Source organism: Tenacibaculum sp. MAR_2009_124 (assembly GCF_900105455.1).
Taxonomy (GTDB): Bacteria; Bacteroidota; Bacteroidia; order Flavobacteriales; family Flavobacteriaceae; genus Polaribacter.
Genome location: NZ_FNSF01000001.1, coordinates 673,505 through 691,892, shown reverse-complemented (window position 1 = coordinate 691,892; position 18,388 = coordinate 673,505). Strand labels below are relative to the sequence as shown.

Sequence of the window (18,388 nt, the reverse complement as noted above, 5' to 3'; positions counted from 1 at the left end):
CAAGTATAAACACTATAAACTCGACAATAATGCATAGAGACTATCTTCTTTTTCTAAGTTCATTTTTTTCTTTATCCTATATCTGGTTGTTTCAACACTTCTTGGTGATACATTTATCAATTGCGCTACTTCTTTACTCTTTAAATTTGAAACTACATAAGTGCAATGTTTCAAATCATTAATAGATAAATTAGGAGCTACTTCTTTCAACTTACTAAAAAAGTCGGGTCTAATTTTCTCAAACTGAACTTTAAAATCTTCCCATAGCTCATCCTCAGAAATCAACATATCGAGCTTATTCCTAACCGTCATCAAATAGACCGAAGCGGAAGGGTTCCCATCTATATAATTATCTATTTCTACCCCTATTTTCCCAATGGTATCGTTGTAAGTAGAAATTTTCAAAACACGTGAAAAGAGCGATTGTTCGTTTAACCTGAGTAAGTTTTCAATTTCTATTTTCTTATCTTGTAAGTCAATATTATTATCTTTCAACTCAATTATTACATTATTTAACTCTTCATTAAGCTTCGTTATTTGATCATTTTTCTTTTTATTTTTTTTAAAAAAGAATATGAGAAGAAATATTAACCCAAAAAGTAGAGTTATTGCTAAAAAGCTAACTAAAAGTATTTTTCTTTGGTCCTTAATAATAATATCTTTTTCTCTCCTAAGTTCTTTTTCCAAACTCAATTCTCGATCATATGATTTGTCAATTGATTTTATGTTTGAATTGTTCAGTTCTCTCCAAGAAAGAATAGATTTTTTAAGATGATCTACAGCTTGCTTATATTCTCCTTTAGTAACGTTTAAATCCGCTCTTGCTTCATAAAACCAGGCATATGTGCGTACTTTATTTTTAAGATTGCTCTTTTCGAGTTTTTTTTCTAAAATATTAATATAGCCTTCTGCTTTCTTATAATTATTGAGTTTAATATAACTATCTGCCATCAAATAATATATTCTTTTATAATATAGCAGTAAATCTTCATTACTGTCAATTAACTCAAGACACTTATTCGCATATTCAATAGCTTCCTGATATCTTTGAAACCCATGGGAATTAGCCGTTAAATTATAATAGGTTTCTATCAATTTATAGTTGTTATTTTCTCCTTCAAAGCATTCTATTGCCTTTTTAAAAAGCTCTTCAGTTTTCTCATAATCTTTATATATATAATTCGCTAAAACTGCTCTATCATTATATATACATCCTTGAAGTAATCGATTGTTTGTTTTAGATGCTAATTTAAAAGATTCCTGTAGTATTTTATCAGCCTCCTCATACCTGTGCAATGACAAGGCATGATATGCTCCTTTTAAATATAGCACACGGCTATTAATAGTATCATGTAATGTAAGCTCCTCATTTTTCTTTAAAAACTTTAACACCCTTTCTATTTCAGAAGTATTTTCAGTTTCTCTAAAATTATCAAAAATATGAATAATCTTTTGCCGGTAATTTTCTATGGTAAAGTTTTCTTTTTCTTCCTGTGAGAAAGAAGAACTTATTATAAAAATGAAGAACAAAGGGTAAATCGAAAATATTCTACTCAAAACCATAACCAATAAAACACGCTATAAAATATCAACTATTAACTCATACTTGAGTCAGTAAAAACCAAGGTTAAAAGCAATAACAAATTTACTACATAGATTGAAAATTTGATAATCAATATTAAATATAACGATTTAATAACATTTATTAAAATCACTTTAATTGTATAACTTAAGAGGTACTAAAAAGTTTTAAAGTTCATTTAATAATTCAAATAAACTATCCTCTCTCTCTAATCCAATTTTCTTTTTAATTCTATATCTGGTCGTCTCAACACTTCTTGGAGAAACATTTATAAGTTGAGCTACCTCTTTACTTTTTAAATTTGATACGATATACGTACAATGTTTTAAATCGTTTACCGATAAGGTTGGAGCTACCTTCTTCAATTTATCGAAGAAATTCGGCCTTATCTTTTCAAATTGCACTTTAAAATCCTCCCATAATTCTTCCTCAGTAACCAGCGCTTCTAACTTATTTCTTAATGACATTAAATAAACGGGGATATTCGTATTATTATCAACATAATTATCAATCTCTTCTCTAATTTTTTCTATTGAATCATTATACGTTGAAATTTTAAGAACCTTTGAAAATAAAGTTTGCTCATTTAAATTGAGTAAATGCTCTATTTCCATTTTATTATTTTCAAGAGTTAAATTCTTTCCCTCAAGATCTGTGATTAAACTTTTAAGGCTCAAGTTCAATGTAGAGACCTCCTTACTTCTCTCTTTATTTTTTTTTGCTAAGTAATACACTAAAATTAATGATATAAACAATACTATTAAAATTAATGCACCTAAATAAAGAATTTTTCTTTGCGATTTAATAATAATCTCCTTATCCTTTTTTAACTCATCCTGAAGTCCTAGCTCTCTCTTAAACGATTCCTTTAAACTTTTTTCATTTTCAATTTTCTCTTTATTTCTAAGCGCTATTACTTTTTTGTTAAGGTTATTAGCTTTTAAAAAATCATTTTTTAATTCGTAATAATTAGCATACTTTAAATAAAACAACGATCTCTCGATATCACTTTCCAAAATAAAATTATCCGCCAGTGCAAATGCCTCCTCTGCCTTTGTATAATTACCTAATTTAACATTACAATCGGCAATTATAACATATAAAATCTTTAAAAAATTTTTTCTGTTACTAACTTTATTTACCAACGATAAACACGACGATGCGTATTTTAAAGCCTTTCCACAGTTTCTTTGTTTTTTAGCTAAAATTGTTAAATTATAGTACGTATTTAATTCTTGAAAAAGATGATTCCCTTTTTTAAAATACTCAATAGCTTTATTATAATGCTCCTCTGCTTTCGTAAAATTTCTTCTACTTTTAGATGATATAACTCCCCTATCATTATAAACCAACCCCATCAACATGTTATCATTTGTTTTATTGGCTAATTTGTATGATTTCGAGTAGAATTCTTCAGCATCTTCATACACCATAAGATGAAGACTATTAACCCCTTGTAAATAGAGCACTTTACTATTTACACTATCCTGTTTAAAGACTAACTCATTTCGTCTAATATATAATAACAAGGAATCTAGCAATTCTTTATCCTCTAACTCAACATATTTATAATAATCTCTAACAATTTGTTTATCTATAGTTCCTTTGTCTTTTTCCTTTTTTAACGTTTGAAAAGAAAAACAACTAACGCATAAAAACAAAACATAAATCCAATTTTTTATTTGCCCTCTAAAAACCAACATATACAACATTTATACTACATACCACCTATAAATTCATAATAACGAAACAACCAGCACAATTATTAAGTTCATTATAAATCCATGCAAATATAATCCTTTTTAAACATACTCACTTATATTACAGCTTTTTAAGCTTAACAAACGGAGAGATTCTTCAAAATATTAAAAACTAAAAATTAATACTTCAATCATACTACATAGTACTTAAATATATAAATTTTAAATTATGTAAACTTATTATACTAAAGTATTTAACACCTTTCGATAATTAATTTTTGAACAAACATTCATTAAAAACTAAATTCTTAACTCAATACTTTAACTTTCTACAAACAAACCCAACTTTAATTACAAATAATAAAATATAGCCATCTCGATAAAACAGCTACTTCAAAATTACTACAATCATAAATAATCAGATTTTTAATAATACATTTGATAAACAGTAATTGATATCCCCTTTATCATTTATATTTTATTTTACAAAAGTTACCAATAATAATTCACGTTTTTCCCCTTGTATATTACACTTGCAATTATTTTGGTGACTTTTTTTATTTATTCTGATTTTAACATTCTTTCCCTTCTTTATATTTTTCATTGGCACACTCTTTGAATAAATGAACTGATATAATCAAAAAAATTATTCAGTATGAAACTAAAAACTATCCTACTAACATTTTGCTTAGCTTCAAGTGTAACCTTCGCTCAACATAAAACAGATGACTATAAATCTTTTAAGAACGAACTAAGAAAAAAAGAGCTAGTAAAAAACAATAACTACGACAAGAGTATTGACTATATCAGTCACCATAATCTTTTAGTAATTGACCTTATTGACATGTGCAGCTACTTTAGAAGTGACAGAATGAAATATAAAGTTTGTCTAAAAGCTTTCCCAACCATTATCGATAAAAAGAACTTTTTTAAGGTATACGATTCCTTTAACTCATTCTCTTATGCGATAAAGCTCTATCACGAAACAGAGGGAATGAATAAGCAGAATGAAAGTGAAATCCACTTCCCTGATCCATTTACATATAACGGCGTTATCTCAAGCAGCTGTGAACGTCCTATTAGTCAATATGCTTTCGAGGAAATTCTACACAAAATTGAAGAGTTAAAGAACGAAAACTATAGGTTAAGTCAATTGAAAAAGTCGATATATCATTCATGCTTAAGCACAGAAGAAATCATGAAATTAACTCAGACTTTAGATAGTGATCAAAATCGTGCTATTTTTCTTAGCTATGCTGTAGATTATGCGTATGATATTGAAAACTACTTTTATGTTAAACAGTTAATTGACAATAAATTTGAAAAACAGCAATTAGTTAGTTTTATTAATAAAAAAGTAGAGCGAATTGTTTCCCTGCATACTGCTGAGCACTGTAAAACTTCACCAAGTGAACTTGACTATATTTTAAAAACGATAAAAGATCAACAGTTCTCAAAAGAAAAAATAAATATAGCAAAGGCTCATATCGCCAAAAACTGTTTCGATTTACCACAGCTATCATTAATTGTAAACCAATTTAGCTTTGACACTAACAAATTAGATATTTTAAAGTACAGCTTTCAGTATTCTGAAGAAAAAAACAAATTCTATACATTACGTGATCTTTTAAATTTCAGCAATAACAAAAGAGATTTTGATGAATTCTTACTTAGCAATAGAATTTAAGATTAGTCTAAAAAGAAGGCAAACCTACAAAAAAGTATATTTAAAATAGTTTTATATATGCTTACCACAATAAAAAAGAGGCTATCTTGAAAATCAAGACAGCCTCTTTTATTTATTTTGAAAGTATTATTTACTTTACAAATTTAATTTTACGCATACGTAAGCTTTCTGGAGTAACTTCTAAGTACTCATCAGCTTTAATATACTCCATACATTCTTCTAAAGAAAAATCAATTTTTGGAGCAATTTTCATAGCTTCATCTGTACCAGATTTACGCATGTTCGTCAATTGTTTTCCTTTAATTAAATTTACAGCCATATCATCAGCTTTGCTGTTTTCTCCAATTACCTGTCCTATATAAATCTCTTCATTAATATCAATGAAAAACTTACCTCTATCTTGTAAACGGTCCAAGGCATATGCAGTTGCTTTACCAGCAGCGGCAGAAACAATAGCTCCTTTTACGTCTTCTGAAAAATCTCCTTTATAAGGCCCATATTCAGAAAAACGGTGGTTAATAATAGCTTGTCCTGAAGTAGCTGTTAAAATTTTATTTCTTAAACCTATCAATCCACGAGAAGGAATTGTAAACTCTAAGTGTTGTAAATCTCCTTTAGGCTCCATAACCATTAAATCTCCTTTTCTCAAAGAAACTAAATTTACAGCTTTAGAAGAAACCTCTTCAGGTACATCAATAGACAATGTTTCCATTGGCTCGTGCTTTTTACCATCTATTTCTTTAATGATTACTTGTGGTCTACCCACTTGTAATTCATAACCTTCACGACGCATTGTTTCAATCAATACTGATAAATGTAGTACTCCACGTCCGTAAACGTTAAACTTATCTTCAGAATCAGTAGTTTCAACTTTTAACGCTAAATTCTTTTCTAATTCTTTAAACAAACGATCACGTAAGTGACGAGAAGTTACAAATTTACCTTCCTTTCCAAAGAAAGGAGAGTTATTAATTGTAAACAACATACTCATTGTAGGTTGGTCAATTTCCGTTCTTGGTAATGCTTCTGGGCTTTCTAAATCAGCTATAGTATCACCAATTTCAAATCCTTCAATACCAGTAATAGCACAAATATCTCCACAAGGAACTTTGTCTACTTGAACTTTACCCATACCTTCAAATACATGTAATTCTTTAATTCTAACTTTTTTAGTAGAACCATCAGCTTTACAAAGCATATAATCTTTACCAGCTTCTAAATCTCCACGGAAAATACGTCCGATAGCAATTCTACCTGTAAAAGAAGAAAAATCTAAAGATGTAATTTGCATTTGAGGAGTTCCTTCATTGTACTTAGTTTCAGGAATAGATTCTAAAACAGCATCTAATAAAGGTACTATATTATCAGTTTCATTTTTCCAATCTGTACTCATCCAATTGTTCTTTGCAGAACCATAAACAGTACTAAAGTCTAATTGTTCTTCAGTTGCGTCAAGAGCAAACATTAAGTCAAACACTTTTTCATGAACTAAATCAGGTGTACAGTTTTCTTTATCAACTTTGTTTACAACAACAATAGGTGTTAATCCTAATTCTAAGGCTTTCCCTAAAACAAAACGAGTTTGAGGCATTGGTCCCTCAAAAGCATCAACCAATAATAAAACACCATCAGCCATTTTTAATACACGCTCTACTTCTCCACCAAAATCGGCATGCCCAGGTGTATCAATTACATTGATCTTTGTGTTCTTATAGTTTACAGATACGTTTTTAGAAAGAATTGTAATTCCTCTCTCACGTTCCAAATCGTTATTATCTAACAATAAATCTGTACGTTCTTTACGGTCATCTAAAATTTTAGCTTGATCTATAATTTTATCAACCAAGGTAGTTTTACCATGATCAACGTGTGCTATAATAGCGATGTTTCTAATTGATTGCATTTTGCTACGTTAAATTTGGCGCAAAAGTAGTGTATTATTATGTAATAATTAAAGTTTTTTTATTACGGATAAAAAAAATAAAGTAATCTTTCAATAAACTTAAAAATAGTTTAGCATTTATTCTTCTTCTTCAGCTTTTAATTCACCGTCATCTGCTCTAAAAGCACTCGGTAAAATATCAGGAATTAACTTAATTAATAAAGGTAAAAGTAAGGCCCCACCGGGAAGCATAAAAACTGTAAATGCTGGTATTGCTTTGCAAATATCCAAGGTTTGCTCTTTCACTTTCTTTTTTTCTTCATCAGTTAAAGAAGTAGAAAATGATTTTTTTACTAAAAGAACTAGCTCTTTACTCTCTTTGAGTTCTTGAGCTAGTCGCTTTTTATTTTTTTTAATTGCTTCCTTTATTTCGTCAACTGTATTCATTACAGCTTACGCCTTTTTTTCTCGGTTTTTAATAAGTTTAACTCACGAGAAGTTTGCCCAGCCACCGATGTATTTTCTTCAGCTCTTCTTATTAAATAAGGCATTACATCTCTAACAGGTCCGAAAGGAACATATTTAGCCACATTGTACTCTTCTCTTGCCAAGTTAAAGCTAATGTGATCACTCATTCCGTATAATTGACCAAACCACATGCGTTTATCTGTAGAGGCTATATTATGTTTTTTCGCTAGCTCCATTAATAAATATGAGCTATCTTCATTATGAGTTCCAGCAAAAATGGCCATATTTTTGTGCTCCATCATATAAACGACTGCCTCGTTATAATTAACATCAGTAGCATTTTTATCAACGCAAATAGGAGACTCATACCCCATTTCTTCTGCTCTTGCTCTTTCTTTTTCCATATAAGCTCCACGTACCACCTTCATTCCTATATGGTATCCTTTTTGGTGCGCTCTTTGGTGAAGTGATCTTAGATACTCCATTCTATCATGACGATACATTTGTAATGTATTAAATACAACAGCTTTTTCTTTGTTGTATTCTTCCATTAACTCTTCGATTAAGTCATCGGCAGCTCCTTGCATCCAACTTTCCTCCGCATCAATTAATAATGGAACATCTTTCTCCGTAGCAGCTTTACATACATTATGAAAACGTTCTAATACTCTATTCCATTCAACTTTTTCCTCTTCATTTAACTCCTTACCCTCAGTTAATTTTTGATATAAAGCGAAACGACCAAATCCTGTTGGCTTAAAAACGGCAAAAGGTATTGATTGTTTTTCAGCAGCAAAATTGATTGTTTTCAATGTCATTTGCAATGCATTATCAAACTGTTCTTCATCTTCCTTACCTTCCACAGAATAATCTAAAACACTATGAACATTTCCTTTATCAAACATCTTTTCGATGTTAGGTAAACAATCATCTTCTGTTACTCCTCCACAAAAATGATCAAAGACTGTGGCTCTGATCAATCCTTCAACAGGTAAATGAGCTTTTAAAGCAAAGTTTGTTACTGCTGTACCAATACGAACCATTGGCTGGTTTTGAATCATCTTAAATAAGAAATAGGCTCTCTCTAATTCAGAGTCCGTTTTTAATTTAAACGCTGTTTCTGTGTTGTCAAATAGTTTCATTAACAAGTAATGTTATTATTAATCTCCGCAACAAATATAGTTGTAAGGTATGATATATTTCAAATTTTTCTATTTAATTTGCGTCTTTAGAAAAACGTTACAAATGAAATCTATTCAGGCAGCAACTTACCCAGTTCACTTCGAAGAAAAGGCATACAATGAATTAGCTTTAATTATTAAAAACAGAGGATATTCTTCTATTTTTATTTTAGTTGATGAGAATACTTATGAGCACTGCTATACCAGGTTTATGCAGTTGTTACAAACCGACAATCCCATTGAAATCATTCAAATTGACTCTGGTGAAATTAACAAGAACATGGATACTTGTATTGGAGTTTGGAATGCGATGACTGAGCTTGGAGCGGATAGAAAAAGTTTGCTAATTACCTTAGGTGGTGGAGTTATTACAGATTTAGGTGGTTTTGTTGCTTCTACCTTTAAAAGAGGTATTGAGTTTATTAATATTCCAACTACCTTACTAAGTATGGTTGATGCTTCAGTTGGTGGTAAAACAGGCGTAGATTTAGGTGTTTTAAAAAATCAAATAGGTGTTTTTGCGAATCCCGAAATGATTGTTATTGACCCTGAATATTTGCATACAGTTACTCCTAGAGAAATTAGATCAGGAACCGCTGAGATTATTAAATATGGAATGACTCACGACATTCGCTTGTTTAATGAGATAAAAGATAATCCTAACCTTAATATTATCGATTTAATTCACCGATCGATAGAAATCAAAAATGAAGTGGTTTTAGAGGATCCCAAAGAAAAAAGTATTCGAAAAGTTTTAAACTGGGGACATACTATCGGACATGGTGTGGAATCTTATTTCCTAGATAGTAAAACTAAAGAAAACCTTACTCATGGTGAAGCTATTGCGATTGGAATGGTATGCGAAGCCTATATTTCTTCAAAAATATTAAACTTTCCTGAAGAACATATTCATGAAATTAAATCAGCTATTATTGCTATCTACGGAAAGACTTCTATTAACAAAGAAGATACCGATTATATTATTGATTTAATGAAACATGACAAAAAGAATGTAGGTGGTGAAATTAATTTTGTACTATTAGAGAATTACGAAAATTTCAAAATTGACTGTAAAGTTCCAAATGATCTTATTAAAGAAAGTTTGCAATTCTATAATTCATAAATTAAAAAATCAGGAGTAACTCCTGATTTTTTTTTGCTTTATACTTAAAGCTTTACCTCTGCTAACTTTTTCGGAGCTTACAACATTCTTTTGTTTGAAAGGGAAAAAGTAATTGCTTCATATAATTATTGATATCGGGGTACTGTAAATATTCTGATTTGGAAACGCCTACATTATCAATACTCCCTTTTCTATTATAATATGTGTTAAAGACTAGATCCCAAAAAGGAAGAGTATTTCCATAATTTCTTGCTTCTTCCATCTTTATACTATGATGAAAATGATGAAGCTTAGGTGTTATGATGATATAATCCAAAATTCCTGTTTTCGCTTCGATATTAGCATGTGAGAGATATCCTACAACGATATTGATAATTCCAATGATAAACAATATCTCTTCATTGAATCCTAGGATTAACAATGGTAGCATTTTAAAAACAACATTAAAAAATGTATTTAAAGGATGAATCCAATTGGTTTTAAACCAGTTTATACTTGTCGGTATGTGATGAATTGAATGGATTTTCCAAAAGAAAATACTTGGTTTGGAAGTAATATTACCAATATGACTATATCGATGATATACATATGGGAAGAACTCTCCAATTACTGCCGCTAATATCAAGCTCATCCAAAAAGGAAGAATTTCCCAATCAATCATAGTATCAAAAACGGTAGTTTTTAAATAAAGTACCAACGATAAAGACAATGTATTAGTCAATGCATCTACAATAGCGGTAGAAAACAAAAAATGTTTTATTTCAATCTTTGTTGATTCTTTTTTTACTTTCCACTCAGAATTAAAGGGAATAATTCTTTCAAAAAGTAAAATATAGATGGTTGTAAGTAAAAAAATAAAGTAGGTTCCAAGTTCATACGAAAATTGAAAACTAATCACCCAATAGATAACGAAAGATACAATGAATAATAGGGCTGGAACAACTAGGATTGGTAAAATTTTAGTTCGGATCATTACGTCTGTTTCTATTGAAGACGTAACTCACTACAAAAAGATGCAAAAACTATAAATTAATTTTCATTTTTTGCATTTCAAGTTTTAATTCAGTGGGTAATTCACAGCTGTTCTTTAAGGTAAAATCCACCACTTGCCCTTGATTATTAAAAAGCAAGTCAACGCAACTTTCAATTAATTCTTTTAGTTTTACTCTTGCTCTTTTAATTCTAGATTTTGTAGCTGGTAATGACAAATTCAGTTGCTTTGCTATTATTTTCTGAGGAACTTTTTCTATATCACTTAAAAATAAAGGTTCTGCATATTCCTTAGGAAGATAGTTTTGAATTACAAATCCAGATAGTTCACAAACACATGGTTCTTCTTCTATATCCAATTCTTGCTTATATATAAAAGAAATGTTTTCTTGTTTAACTCTCTTTCTGTAATAATCAATTATAAGATTATTTGCCACTTTATATAACCATGCCCTTTTATTTTCAATAAGGACTCCTCTGCTAAGTTCTTTATAAAACTTAATGGCTACTTCTTGCAGTAAATCTTCAGCAAAAGATTTATTTTCAATTTTCGATTTCAAAAAATTAAAAAGCTCATTCCTATATTGATTCCAAACGATATTAAAACTCATATCTATAAAATTCTATGCCTTAATATAGCATTTTTTATAAATACTTTCATATTGAGGTAAAATATTATCTAACGAAAATACCGATGTATGTTCCATCGCATTCTGTTTAATTGCATCAAGAGCTATATCATCCTTTAATATGTTTATGGCGTTATTTGCCATGTCCTTTACATCTCCAATATTACTTAAGAAACCTGTTTTACCGTGAATATTGACTTCTGGTAATCCCCCCGAATTTGTTGATATAACCACGTTTCCAGCAGCCATCGCTTCCAATGCTGCCAATCCGAAGCTTTCAGTTTCTGATGGCAATAAAAAAACATCCGAAAAACATAAAATTTTAGCAACTTCATCACTATTCCCAAGAAATAGTACTTTTTCTCCTATTCCTAGTTCATTGACCAAATTTTCTGCTTTTAGCCTTTCCGGTCCATCGCCTACCATCAATAGTTTAGAAGGTATTTCCTTTTGAACTTCATAAAATATTTTTATTACGTCGTTCGTTCTTTTTACAGGTCTGAAATTACTAATGTGCGTTAAAATTCGTTCATCGTGATTCGCCAATGCCCCTCTTTTACACTCTTCCTCTTTCTCTTTATTATACTTTTCTCCATCAATAAAATTGTAAACTACTTTAATATCTTTTTCAATATTAAATAAACGAAGAGTATCTTCTCTTAAACTATTAGAAACAGCCGTAACTTCATCAGATTTATTAATACTAAACTCAACAGCCGTTTTGTAGGTAGGATGACTTCCTACTAATGTTATATCTGTACCATGCAAAGTTGTTACTACTTTTACATGAATGCCTTTATCCAATAGCATTTTTTTTGCCATATAAGCCGCGTAAGCGTGCGGAATTGCGTAATGCACATGAAGAACTTCCAATTGATGTTTTTCAACGATTTCAACCATTTTACTAGAAAGAGCTAGTTCATAAGGTTGGTATTGAAAAAGAGGATATTCTTCAAGAACCACTTCATGAAAATGCAAACGATGCGAAATAAAATCAAGTCGTACAGGTTGATTGTATGTTATAAAATGTACTTCATGTCCTTTATCTGCTAATGCCATTCCTAATTCAGTTGCCATAACACCGCTTCCTCCGAAGGTAGGATAACATACAATACCTATTCTCATGTAACTATTTTTTATTGATTGGGTTTTATTTTTATAGTTAGTTTCAAGCCATAATTTCAATTTTACGTTATCCCTAATTTATTTCGGAATCTCATTATACAAAAAAACAAGTTTCAATGAGCACCTAAAACAAGCTCAGGTTTACAATTGTCACTAACTATTCACTAATGTCAATAATACCATTTACCTATTGAAATTACTTTAACTTCAAATCATAACTGGTATCATGTTTCTATCGCTCGCTTATAATACGGAACAATATGGACGTAAATTTACATTTTTACTTACGACATACCTTTTATATTTTCAAAAAAAAATCATAAAAAAAACGCTATTGTAAATTACAATAGCGTTCACTTTATTTATTCTCTAATAATTTTAGTAATCTCCTAAAGTTTCAGGATTTTGAGTTAAAGCAGATTCTAATTGATCATCATTAGGAGCTTTACCATGCCATGCATGAGTTCCCATCATAAAATCTATTCCATTACCCATTTCAGTATATAATAAAATACATACTGGCTTTCCTTTTCCTGTACGACCTTTTGCTTCAGTTATTCCTTTTAAAATAGCCTCTACGTCGTTTCCTTCTTTTACTTCTAAAACATCCCAACCGAAAGCTTCAAACTTAGCTTTTAAGCTTCCCATTGCCAATACCTCATCAGTACTACCATCAATTTGCTTCTCGTTTACATCAACTGTAGCAATTAAATTGTCAACTTTTTTAGCAGAAGCATACATAGCAGCTTCCCAAATTTGACCTTCTTGCAATTCTCCATCTCCATGAAGAGTATAGATAATTTTATTGTCGTTGTTTAACTTTTTTGCTTCAGCCGCTCCAATAGCAACACTCATTCCCTGTCCTAATGAACCAGAAGCAATGCGAATACCTGGTAAGTGTTCATGAGTTGTTGGGTGCCCCTGCAAACGAGTATTTAACTTTCTAAAAGTTGCTAATTCAGCCACAGGAAAGAAACCACTACGTGCTAATACACTATAGTAAACTGGTGAAATATGTCCGTTCGACAAGAAAAATAGATCCTCATTCTTACCGTCCATTTTGAAATCGGTAGAATAATCCATAATTTCTTGGTATAAACATGAGATAAACTCTGCACATCCTAGAGATCCCCCTGGATGACCTGAACTTACGGCATGAACCATACGAACAATATCTCTACGAACTTGTTGTGTAAAATCTTGAAGTTGTTGTGTTGTTGGCATTCGTGTTACGTTTTATGCGACAAATGTAGTTCTTTAAATAAAAATGAGCAATTACTTTTTTTATTTCTTAAAAGAATTTCTAACGAAAACTAATTGAGCTTTGTACATTCATCTCACTTATCAGAGATAATCTTTTTTATTTTTCAAAATCGCTACTCTCCAACTCAAAAAGATCCTCTACTTTTTGAGTTAGGAACTCTGCCATTTTTAATGACAATACGGTAGAAGGAACATAACGACCCGATTCAACTGAAATTACAGTTTGCCGGGACACTCCAAGAAGTTCTGCAAATCCTTCCTGTGTAAACCCTTTTTCTTTACGGTATTGCTTTAGGTTATTCTTCATTATTACCCTTTTTAAAGTGAAGAACATAATTAAATCGAACTAAATAGATAAGCCAGAAAATGAAAATGATAACGATAAAAAACAACATTAACCCCGCCTCCGATGGAGCCTTCATTCCTATTCCAATAAATCCAAAAATGATAAAAATTATCTGTGTTAAAGCGGCAAATTGAAAAGACTCTAATCGAATACTTTGAATCATTTCATCTTCTATTCTTTCTTTAGAAAATATTGCTGCATATATTCCAAACAAAAAAGAGAAAAAACCAATAATAGCCATCGGTGTATTTAAAGCTTTTGGATTCGTCAATCCAATATAGTTTGCAAATGCTTCAAGTTGTCCTCTTTGCATAAAAATCCATAATAAAAAACCTATGGGACTTATACATAAACCTATTTTTTTAAAACGATGTGGTAATAATTTCATAATCCTAATACTATTAAAAAAAGTAAAGTACACTTTACTTAAGGTTAGCTTTACATTTTAAGAATAACAAAACGTTGTTAGTACATGACAAAATTAATTAAATATACTTTCAATGTCAGATCGAACGCCGTCGAGAAATTCTTATTAATAAGGATTTTGAAAAACCTCTCAATTCCGCTCGAGGTGACACAAGAACTTTGATTTTACTAAAAATCATCAAACTACAAACACTTTAATAAAATTGAAGTTTTTTGTCATGTCCTTAGCAAGGCTTTATATTTTTTTAACTTTTAGAATATTCTAGTTTCGAACCTTGTATCTTCGAGAATTTCATAGAATAAAAAAAAGGGTTCAGAAACTTAGACTTCTTTTTCGATTAATTTTCCCATTTATTATATAATGTAGTGAACCCTTTTATACGTACTTCAAAGTACCTAATTTCTTGGGTATTTTACAAAGTATAGTAGTCGATTTTCATAAATATCGACTCATCAACCCATTAAAACCGCTCAAAATCAACTTATTATTTTTTAGCATTAGTTTTTAAAAAAATGTAGTTTTGATATGATTAATTTATTCCCATGAGCTTCTTTTCAAGATTTTTATTGACAATCACCTTTCTTTTCCTACTAAACCAACATAATTTTTCACAACACAATACTGTTATTACAGATTCTATAACTTCTAAAAGTTTTGAAGAATTAGAGAATCTTTTTTATGAAAGTAAACCAGATACTTTAAAGGCTATAATGTATGCTAATGCTAAATATTATAAAGCTTTAAAGGAAAAAGATACCATGCAAATTCTCTGGAGTAAATATTATTTGGCAGACATCAAAAATAACGATTCTATTTATTTGAACTTTTGCGACTCCTTAATCAAAATTTATAGTGTAAAACCTAATAAAAATTTCCCTACGGCTATACACCTTCATAAAGCTCGTTTCTTCTACCATAGAAACAAAAAAAGTCTCATTTTAAACGAATTGAACCAAATTAATAATCTCAATATTAACAACGATAGCCTTAATGCTATTAAGAATTTATATGTAGGCTTATCAAAATTTGCTATTGGTAAGAACCATGAGGCTCTCAATTATCTTAAAAAATCTTATAAATACATAAATCAAAAAAATCAATTTAATGCTAATGACGATTTCTCTTCGGTTCCACTTAATCTTACTGCAGCATATATTGAGCTGAAAAATTACGATTCGGCGCTATATTATAATAGAAAGACATTAGATATCTACAGAAAACTAAAAGATTCTGTTAGTTTAGGATACACTTTTTACAACCAAGCCTCAATTTATTTTGATTCTGGCAATCACTCAAGCTCTATTAAAAGCTATAAACAATCGATCCCTTGGATTATTGAAGATGAAAATTACAGAATTTTATGCGTTGTTTACTCTGAAGTGGGAAAGTCATATGAATTAATAGAAGATCTCGGAAATGCTTTGGTTTATCATTTGAAATCGGACTCGATTTACAATCAAAAAAAAATTAAGGTAAAATCACTTAAATATACTTTATCTTTTCTTTCTAAACATTACAAAAAACAAAACAACTTAGAAAAACAACTTCATTATATTAACAAATTAATGGAGTTAAAAGAATTTCGATTGACGGAAAAAAACAAAATACAGCAAACCTTAACTGATGAGTTTGATATCCCCAATCTATTAGCGGAAAGAAAAAGAATTGTAGAAGAATTGGAAGCAAAATCAAAAAGAAACAAAATTATTTTCACTTCATTATTAGCCTTACTATTAGCATTAATCGGCTATCAAATTCGAAAAAACAACATTTATAAAAAACGTTTTCAAACTCTAATAAGTAAACAAAAGGACAATCTGAAAACAATCCATCCTTCTACTAAAGAAGAGTCCAAACCAAAACTTGAGCTTTCCGAAAGTATTGTCGCCTTTATTCTTGAGCAACTGAAAAAATTTGAAGAAAGTAACGAGTTTATTAATATAGATCTCAATCTTCAATATTTAGCTTCGAAATTTGATACCAATGCCAGCTACTTATCAAAGGTGATCAACTACCATAAACATACTTCTTTTTCAAACTATATTAATAAACTTCGTATTGAATATTGTGTTGAGCAATTGAAAAACAATGAGCTCTGGAGAAGGTATACCATTAAAGCTATTGCCAACGAAGTCGGATTTAATAAAGCAGAGTCTTTTTCGAAAGCTTTTTTTAAGTACACTGAACTAAGACCTTCTTATTTTATTAAGGAATTGAAAAAAACACAAACAAGTAATATCTCGAATGAAACATAGCATTGTACTTTTTTTTACTGCCATTTTCGCTTACACGATACCAACATTAAAAGGGCAAAATTCAGTTTTAGCAGATTCTTTAGCTTCCAAAAGTTTTCAAGAATTAGAAGATCTATTTTATGAAAGTAAACCTGATACTTTAAAGGCTATATTATATGCTAACGCAAAATACCTCAAAGCTTTAAAGGAAAAAGATACAATGGAAATTATTTGGAGTAAATATTATTTGGCAGACATCAAAAATAACGATGCTATTTATTTGAATTTTTGTGACTCCTTAATCAAGGTTTATAGTGTAAAACCCAATAAAAATTTCCCTGTGGCAATCCATCTGAATAAATTACGATTCTTCTATCAAAAAAACAAAGTAAACCTAATGACTCAAGAACTAGTAAAAATAGATAAAGTCTTACGGTCATTTAAAAACGATAGCTTAAACATTTTAAAAACTATGTATCATGGTTTAGCAAAATCAAAAGTAGGTGATTATAAATCTTCTATATCGTCTTTTTTAAGAGTCGAAAAATATCTTGATAAAGCTTATCAAGGTCCTAACGTCAATAATGAATTAAAATATGTCGCATTAAACATTTCTTTGACATATAAAAAAATTTCGAAATTCGATTCCGCGCTATTTTATAATAAAAAAGCCTCTAAGTTATTTCAGTCTCTTAATGACACTATTGCTTATGGTTATACTTTTTTTACTGAAGGAGAAATTCTGTTCGAAACAAAAAAATATTTAAGTTCAATAGATAGTTATATCCAATCAATCCCATATATCTCATCTGATGAGAACTATCCCATTTTAATTCTACTTTTCACCAAATTAGGCAGATCCTTTAAACAAACTAACACTCTAAATAAAGCGCTAGAGTTTCATTTGAAAGCTGACTCTATTTACAATCAGAGGAAAATAAAAAGCTCCTCATTAAAATATTCTTTTTCTTTTCTCTCCAACCATTATAAAAACCAAGGTAACTTAGAAAAACAACTTCATTATGTAAACAAGCTTTTGGATTTAAAAGAGTTTGAACTGACAGAAAAAAACAAAATCCAAGAAACCTTTACTAATGAATTTGATATCCCCAATCTATTAGCGGAAAGAAAACGAATTGTAGAAGAATTAGAATCAAAATCAAAAAGAAACAAAATTATTTTCACTTCATTATTAGCCTTACTATTAGCATTAATCAGCTATCAAATTCGAAAAAACAGCATTTATAAAAAACGTTTTCAAACTCTAATAAGTAAACAGAAAGACGATCTGAAAACAATCCATCCTTCTACTAAAGAAGAGTCCAAACCAAAACTTGAGCTTTCCGAAAGTATTGTCGCCTCTATTCTTGAGCAACTGAAAAAATTTGAAGAAAGTAACGAATTTATTAATATAGATCTCAATCTTCAATATTTAGCTTCGAAATTTGACACCAATGCCAGCTACTTATCAAAGGTGATCAATTACCATAAACATACTTCTTTTTCAAACTATATTAATAAACTTCGTATTGAATATTGTGTTGAGCAATTGAAAAGCAATGAGCTCTGGAAAAAGTATACCATTAAAGCTATTGCTAACGAAGTTGGATTTAATAAAGCAGAATCTTTTTCGAAAGCTTTTTATAAGTACACTGAACTAAGACCTTCATATTTTATTAAGGAATTGAAGAAAAAAGCTCCTTCTTCTTTTTAACTTAAATTAACAGAATTAGGTATTACGATTTAGTAGA

15 protein-coding genes are annotated in these 18,388 nt (G+C 29.9%); 4 read left to right on the top strand and 11 right to left on the bottom strand.

Annotated features, from left to right (window positions below):
• Positions 1-12 precede the first annotated feature (12 nt).
• Positions 13-1,557 (bottom strand): tetratricopeptide repeat protein, encoded by a 1,545-nt coding sequence (locus BLW23_RS02160; RefSeq protein WP_176829733.1) that lies wholly within the window; start codon positions 1,555-1,557, stop codon positions 13-15.
• A gap of 192 nt (positions 1,558-1,749) precedes the next feature.
• Positions 1,750-3,285, bottom strand: coding sequence for a hypothetical protein (locus tag BLW23_RS02155; RefSeq protein ID WP_093667601.1), 1,536 nt, complete (start codon positions 3,283-3,285; stop codon positions 1,750-1,752).
• 652 nt (positions 3,286-3,937) lie between these two features.
• Here BLW23_RS02155 and BLW23_RS02150 point away from each other — a divergent pair.
• Positions 3,938-4,969 (top strand): DUF4476 domain-containing protein, encoded by a 1,032-nt coding sequence (locus BLW23_RS02150; RefSeq protein WP_093667600.1) that lies wholly within the window; start codon positions 3,938-3,940, stop codon positions 4,967-4,969.
• Positions 4,970-5,099: 130 nt separating this feature from the next.
• Here BLW23_RS02150 and typA read toward each other — a convergent pair whose 3' ends face one another.
• The 3 genes from typA to BLW23_RS02135 form a co-directional block, all read right to left on the bottom strand.
• A complete protein-coding gene (typA, locus tag BLW23_RS02145; protein WP_093667599.1) occupies positions 5,100-6,872 on the bottom strand; it encodes a translational GTPase TypA in 1,773 nt (590 codons plus the stop codon).
• A 117-nt stretch (positions 6,873-6,989) separates the two neighbouring features.
• Positions 6,990-7,298, bottom strand: coding sequence for an LETM1 domain-containing protein (locus tag BLW23_RS02140; RefSeq protein ID WP_093667598.1), 309 nt, complete (start codon positions 7,296-7,298; stop codon positions 6,990-6,992).
• The gene (locus BLW23_RS02135; protein WP_093667597.1) at positions 7,298-8,461 is read right to left on the bottom strand and encodes a proline dehydrogenase family protein; all 1,164 of its coding nucleotides are present in this window, start codon (positions 8,459-8,461) and stop codon (positions 7,298-7,300) included. Before BLW23_RS02135 ends, BLW23_RS02140 begins: the two co-directional genes overlap by 1 nt.
• A gap of 103 nt (positions 8,462-8,564) precedes the next feature.
• Here BLW23_RS02135 and aroB point away from each other — a divergent pair, with 103 nt between their 5' ends.
• Positions 8,565-9,623 carry a 3-dehydroquinate synthase gene (gene aroB / locus BLW23_RS02130; protein ID WP_093667596.1) on the top strand — a complete coding sequence of 353 codons (1,059 nt, stop codon included), beginning with the start codon at positions 8,565-8,567 and terminating at the stop codon, positions 9,621-9,623.
• A 61-nt stretch (positions 9,624-9,684) separates the two neighbouring features.
• On the opposite strand, the gene BLW23_RS02125 is transcribed toward aroB, so the two are convergent.
• From BLW23_RS02125 to BLW23_RS02100, 6 genes are all read right to left on the bottom strand, one after another.
• Positions 9,685-10,596, bottom strand: coding sequence for a sterol desaturase family protein (locus BLW23_RS02125; protein WP_093667595.1), 912 nt, complete (start codon positions 10,594-10,596; stop codon positions 9,685-9,687).
• A gap of 49 nt (positions 10,597-10,645) precedes the next feature.
• Positions 10,646-11,224 (bottom strand): sigma factor, encoded by a 579-nt coding sequence (locus tag BLW23_RS02120; RefSeq protein ID WP_093667594.1) that lies wholly within the window; start codon positions 11,222-11,224, stop codon positions 10,646-10,648.
• A 12-nt stretch (positions 11,225-11,236) separates the two neighbouring features.
• On the bottom strand, positions 11,237-12,367 hold the full coding sequence (gene bshA / locus BLW23_RS02115; protein WP_093668419.1) for an N-acetyl-alpha-D-glucosaminyl L-malate synthase BshA: 1,131 nt from the start codon (positions 12,365-12,367) through the stop codon (positions 11,237-11,239).
• Positions 12,368-12,745: 378 nt separating this feature from the next.
• Complete coding sequence (locus tag BLW23_RS02110) at positions 12,746-13,591, bottom strand: transketolase (protein ID WP_093667593.1); 846 nt, start codon at positions 13,589-13,591, stop codon at positions 12,746-12,748.
• A gap of 136 nt (positions 13,592-13,727) precedes the next feature.
• Complete coding sequence (locus BLW23_RS02105) at positions 13,728-13,937, bottom strand: helix-turn-helix transcriptional regulator (RefSeq protein ID WP_093667592.1); 210 nt, start codon at positions 13,935-13,937, stop codon at positions 13,728-13,730.
• On the bottom strand, positions 13,927-14,364 hold the full coding sequence (locus tag BLW23_RS02100) for a hypothetical protein (protein ID WP_093667591.1): 438 nt from the start codon (positions 14,362-14,364) through the stop codon (positions 13,927-13,929). Before BLW23_RS02100 ends, BLW23_RS02105 begins: the two co-directional genes overlap by 11 nt.
• Positions 14,365-14,945: 581 nt before the next feature.
• On the opposite strand from BLW23_RS02100, the gene BLW23_RS02095 reads away from it, so the two are divergent.
• Complete coding sequence (locus BLW23_RS02095) at positions 14,946-16,658, top strand: helix-turn-helix domain-containing protein (RefSeq protein WP_093667590.1); 1,713 nt, start codon at positions 14,946-14,948, stop codon at positions 16,656-16,658.
• On the top strand, positions 16,648-18,351 hold the full coding sequence (locus BLW23_RS02090) for a helix-turn-helix domain-containing protein (RefSeq protein WP_093667589.1): 1,704 nt from the start codon (positions 16,648-16,650) through the stop codon (positions 18,349-18,351). Before BLW23_RS02095 ends, BLW23_RS02090 begins: the two co-directional genes overlap by 11 nt.
• The last annotated feature ends 37 nt before the right edge of the window (positions 18,352-18,388 follow it).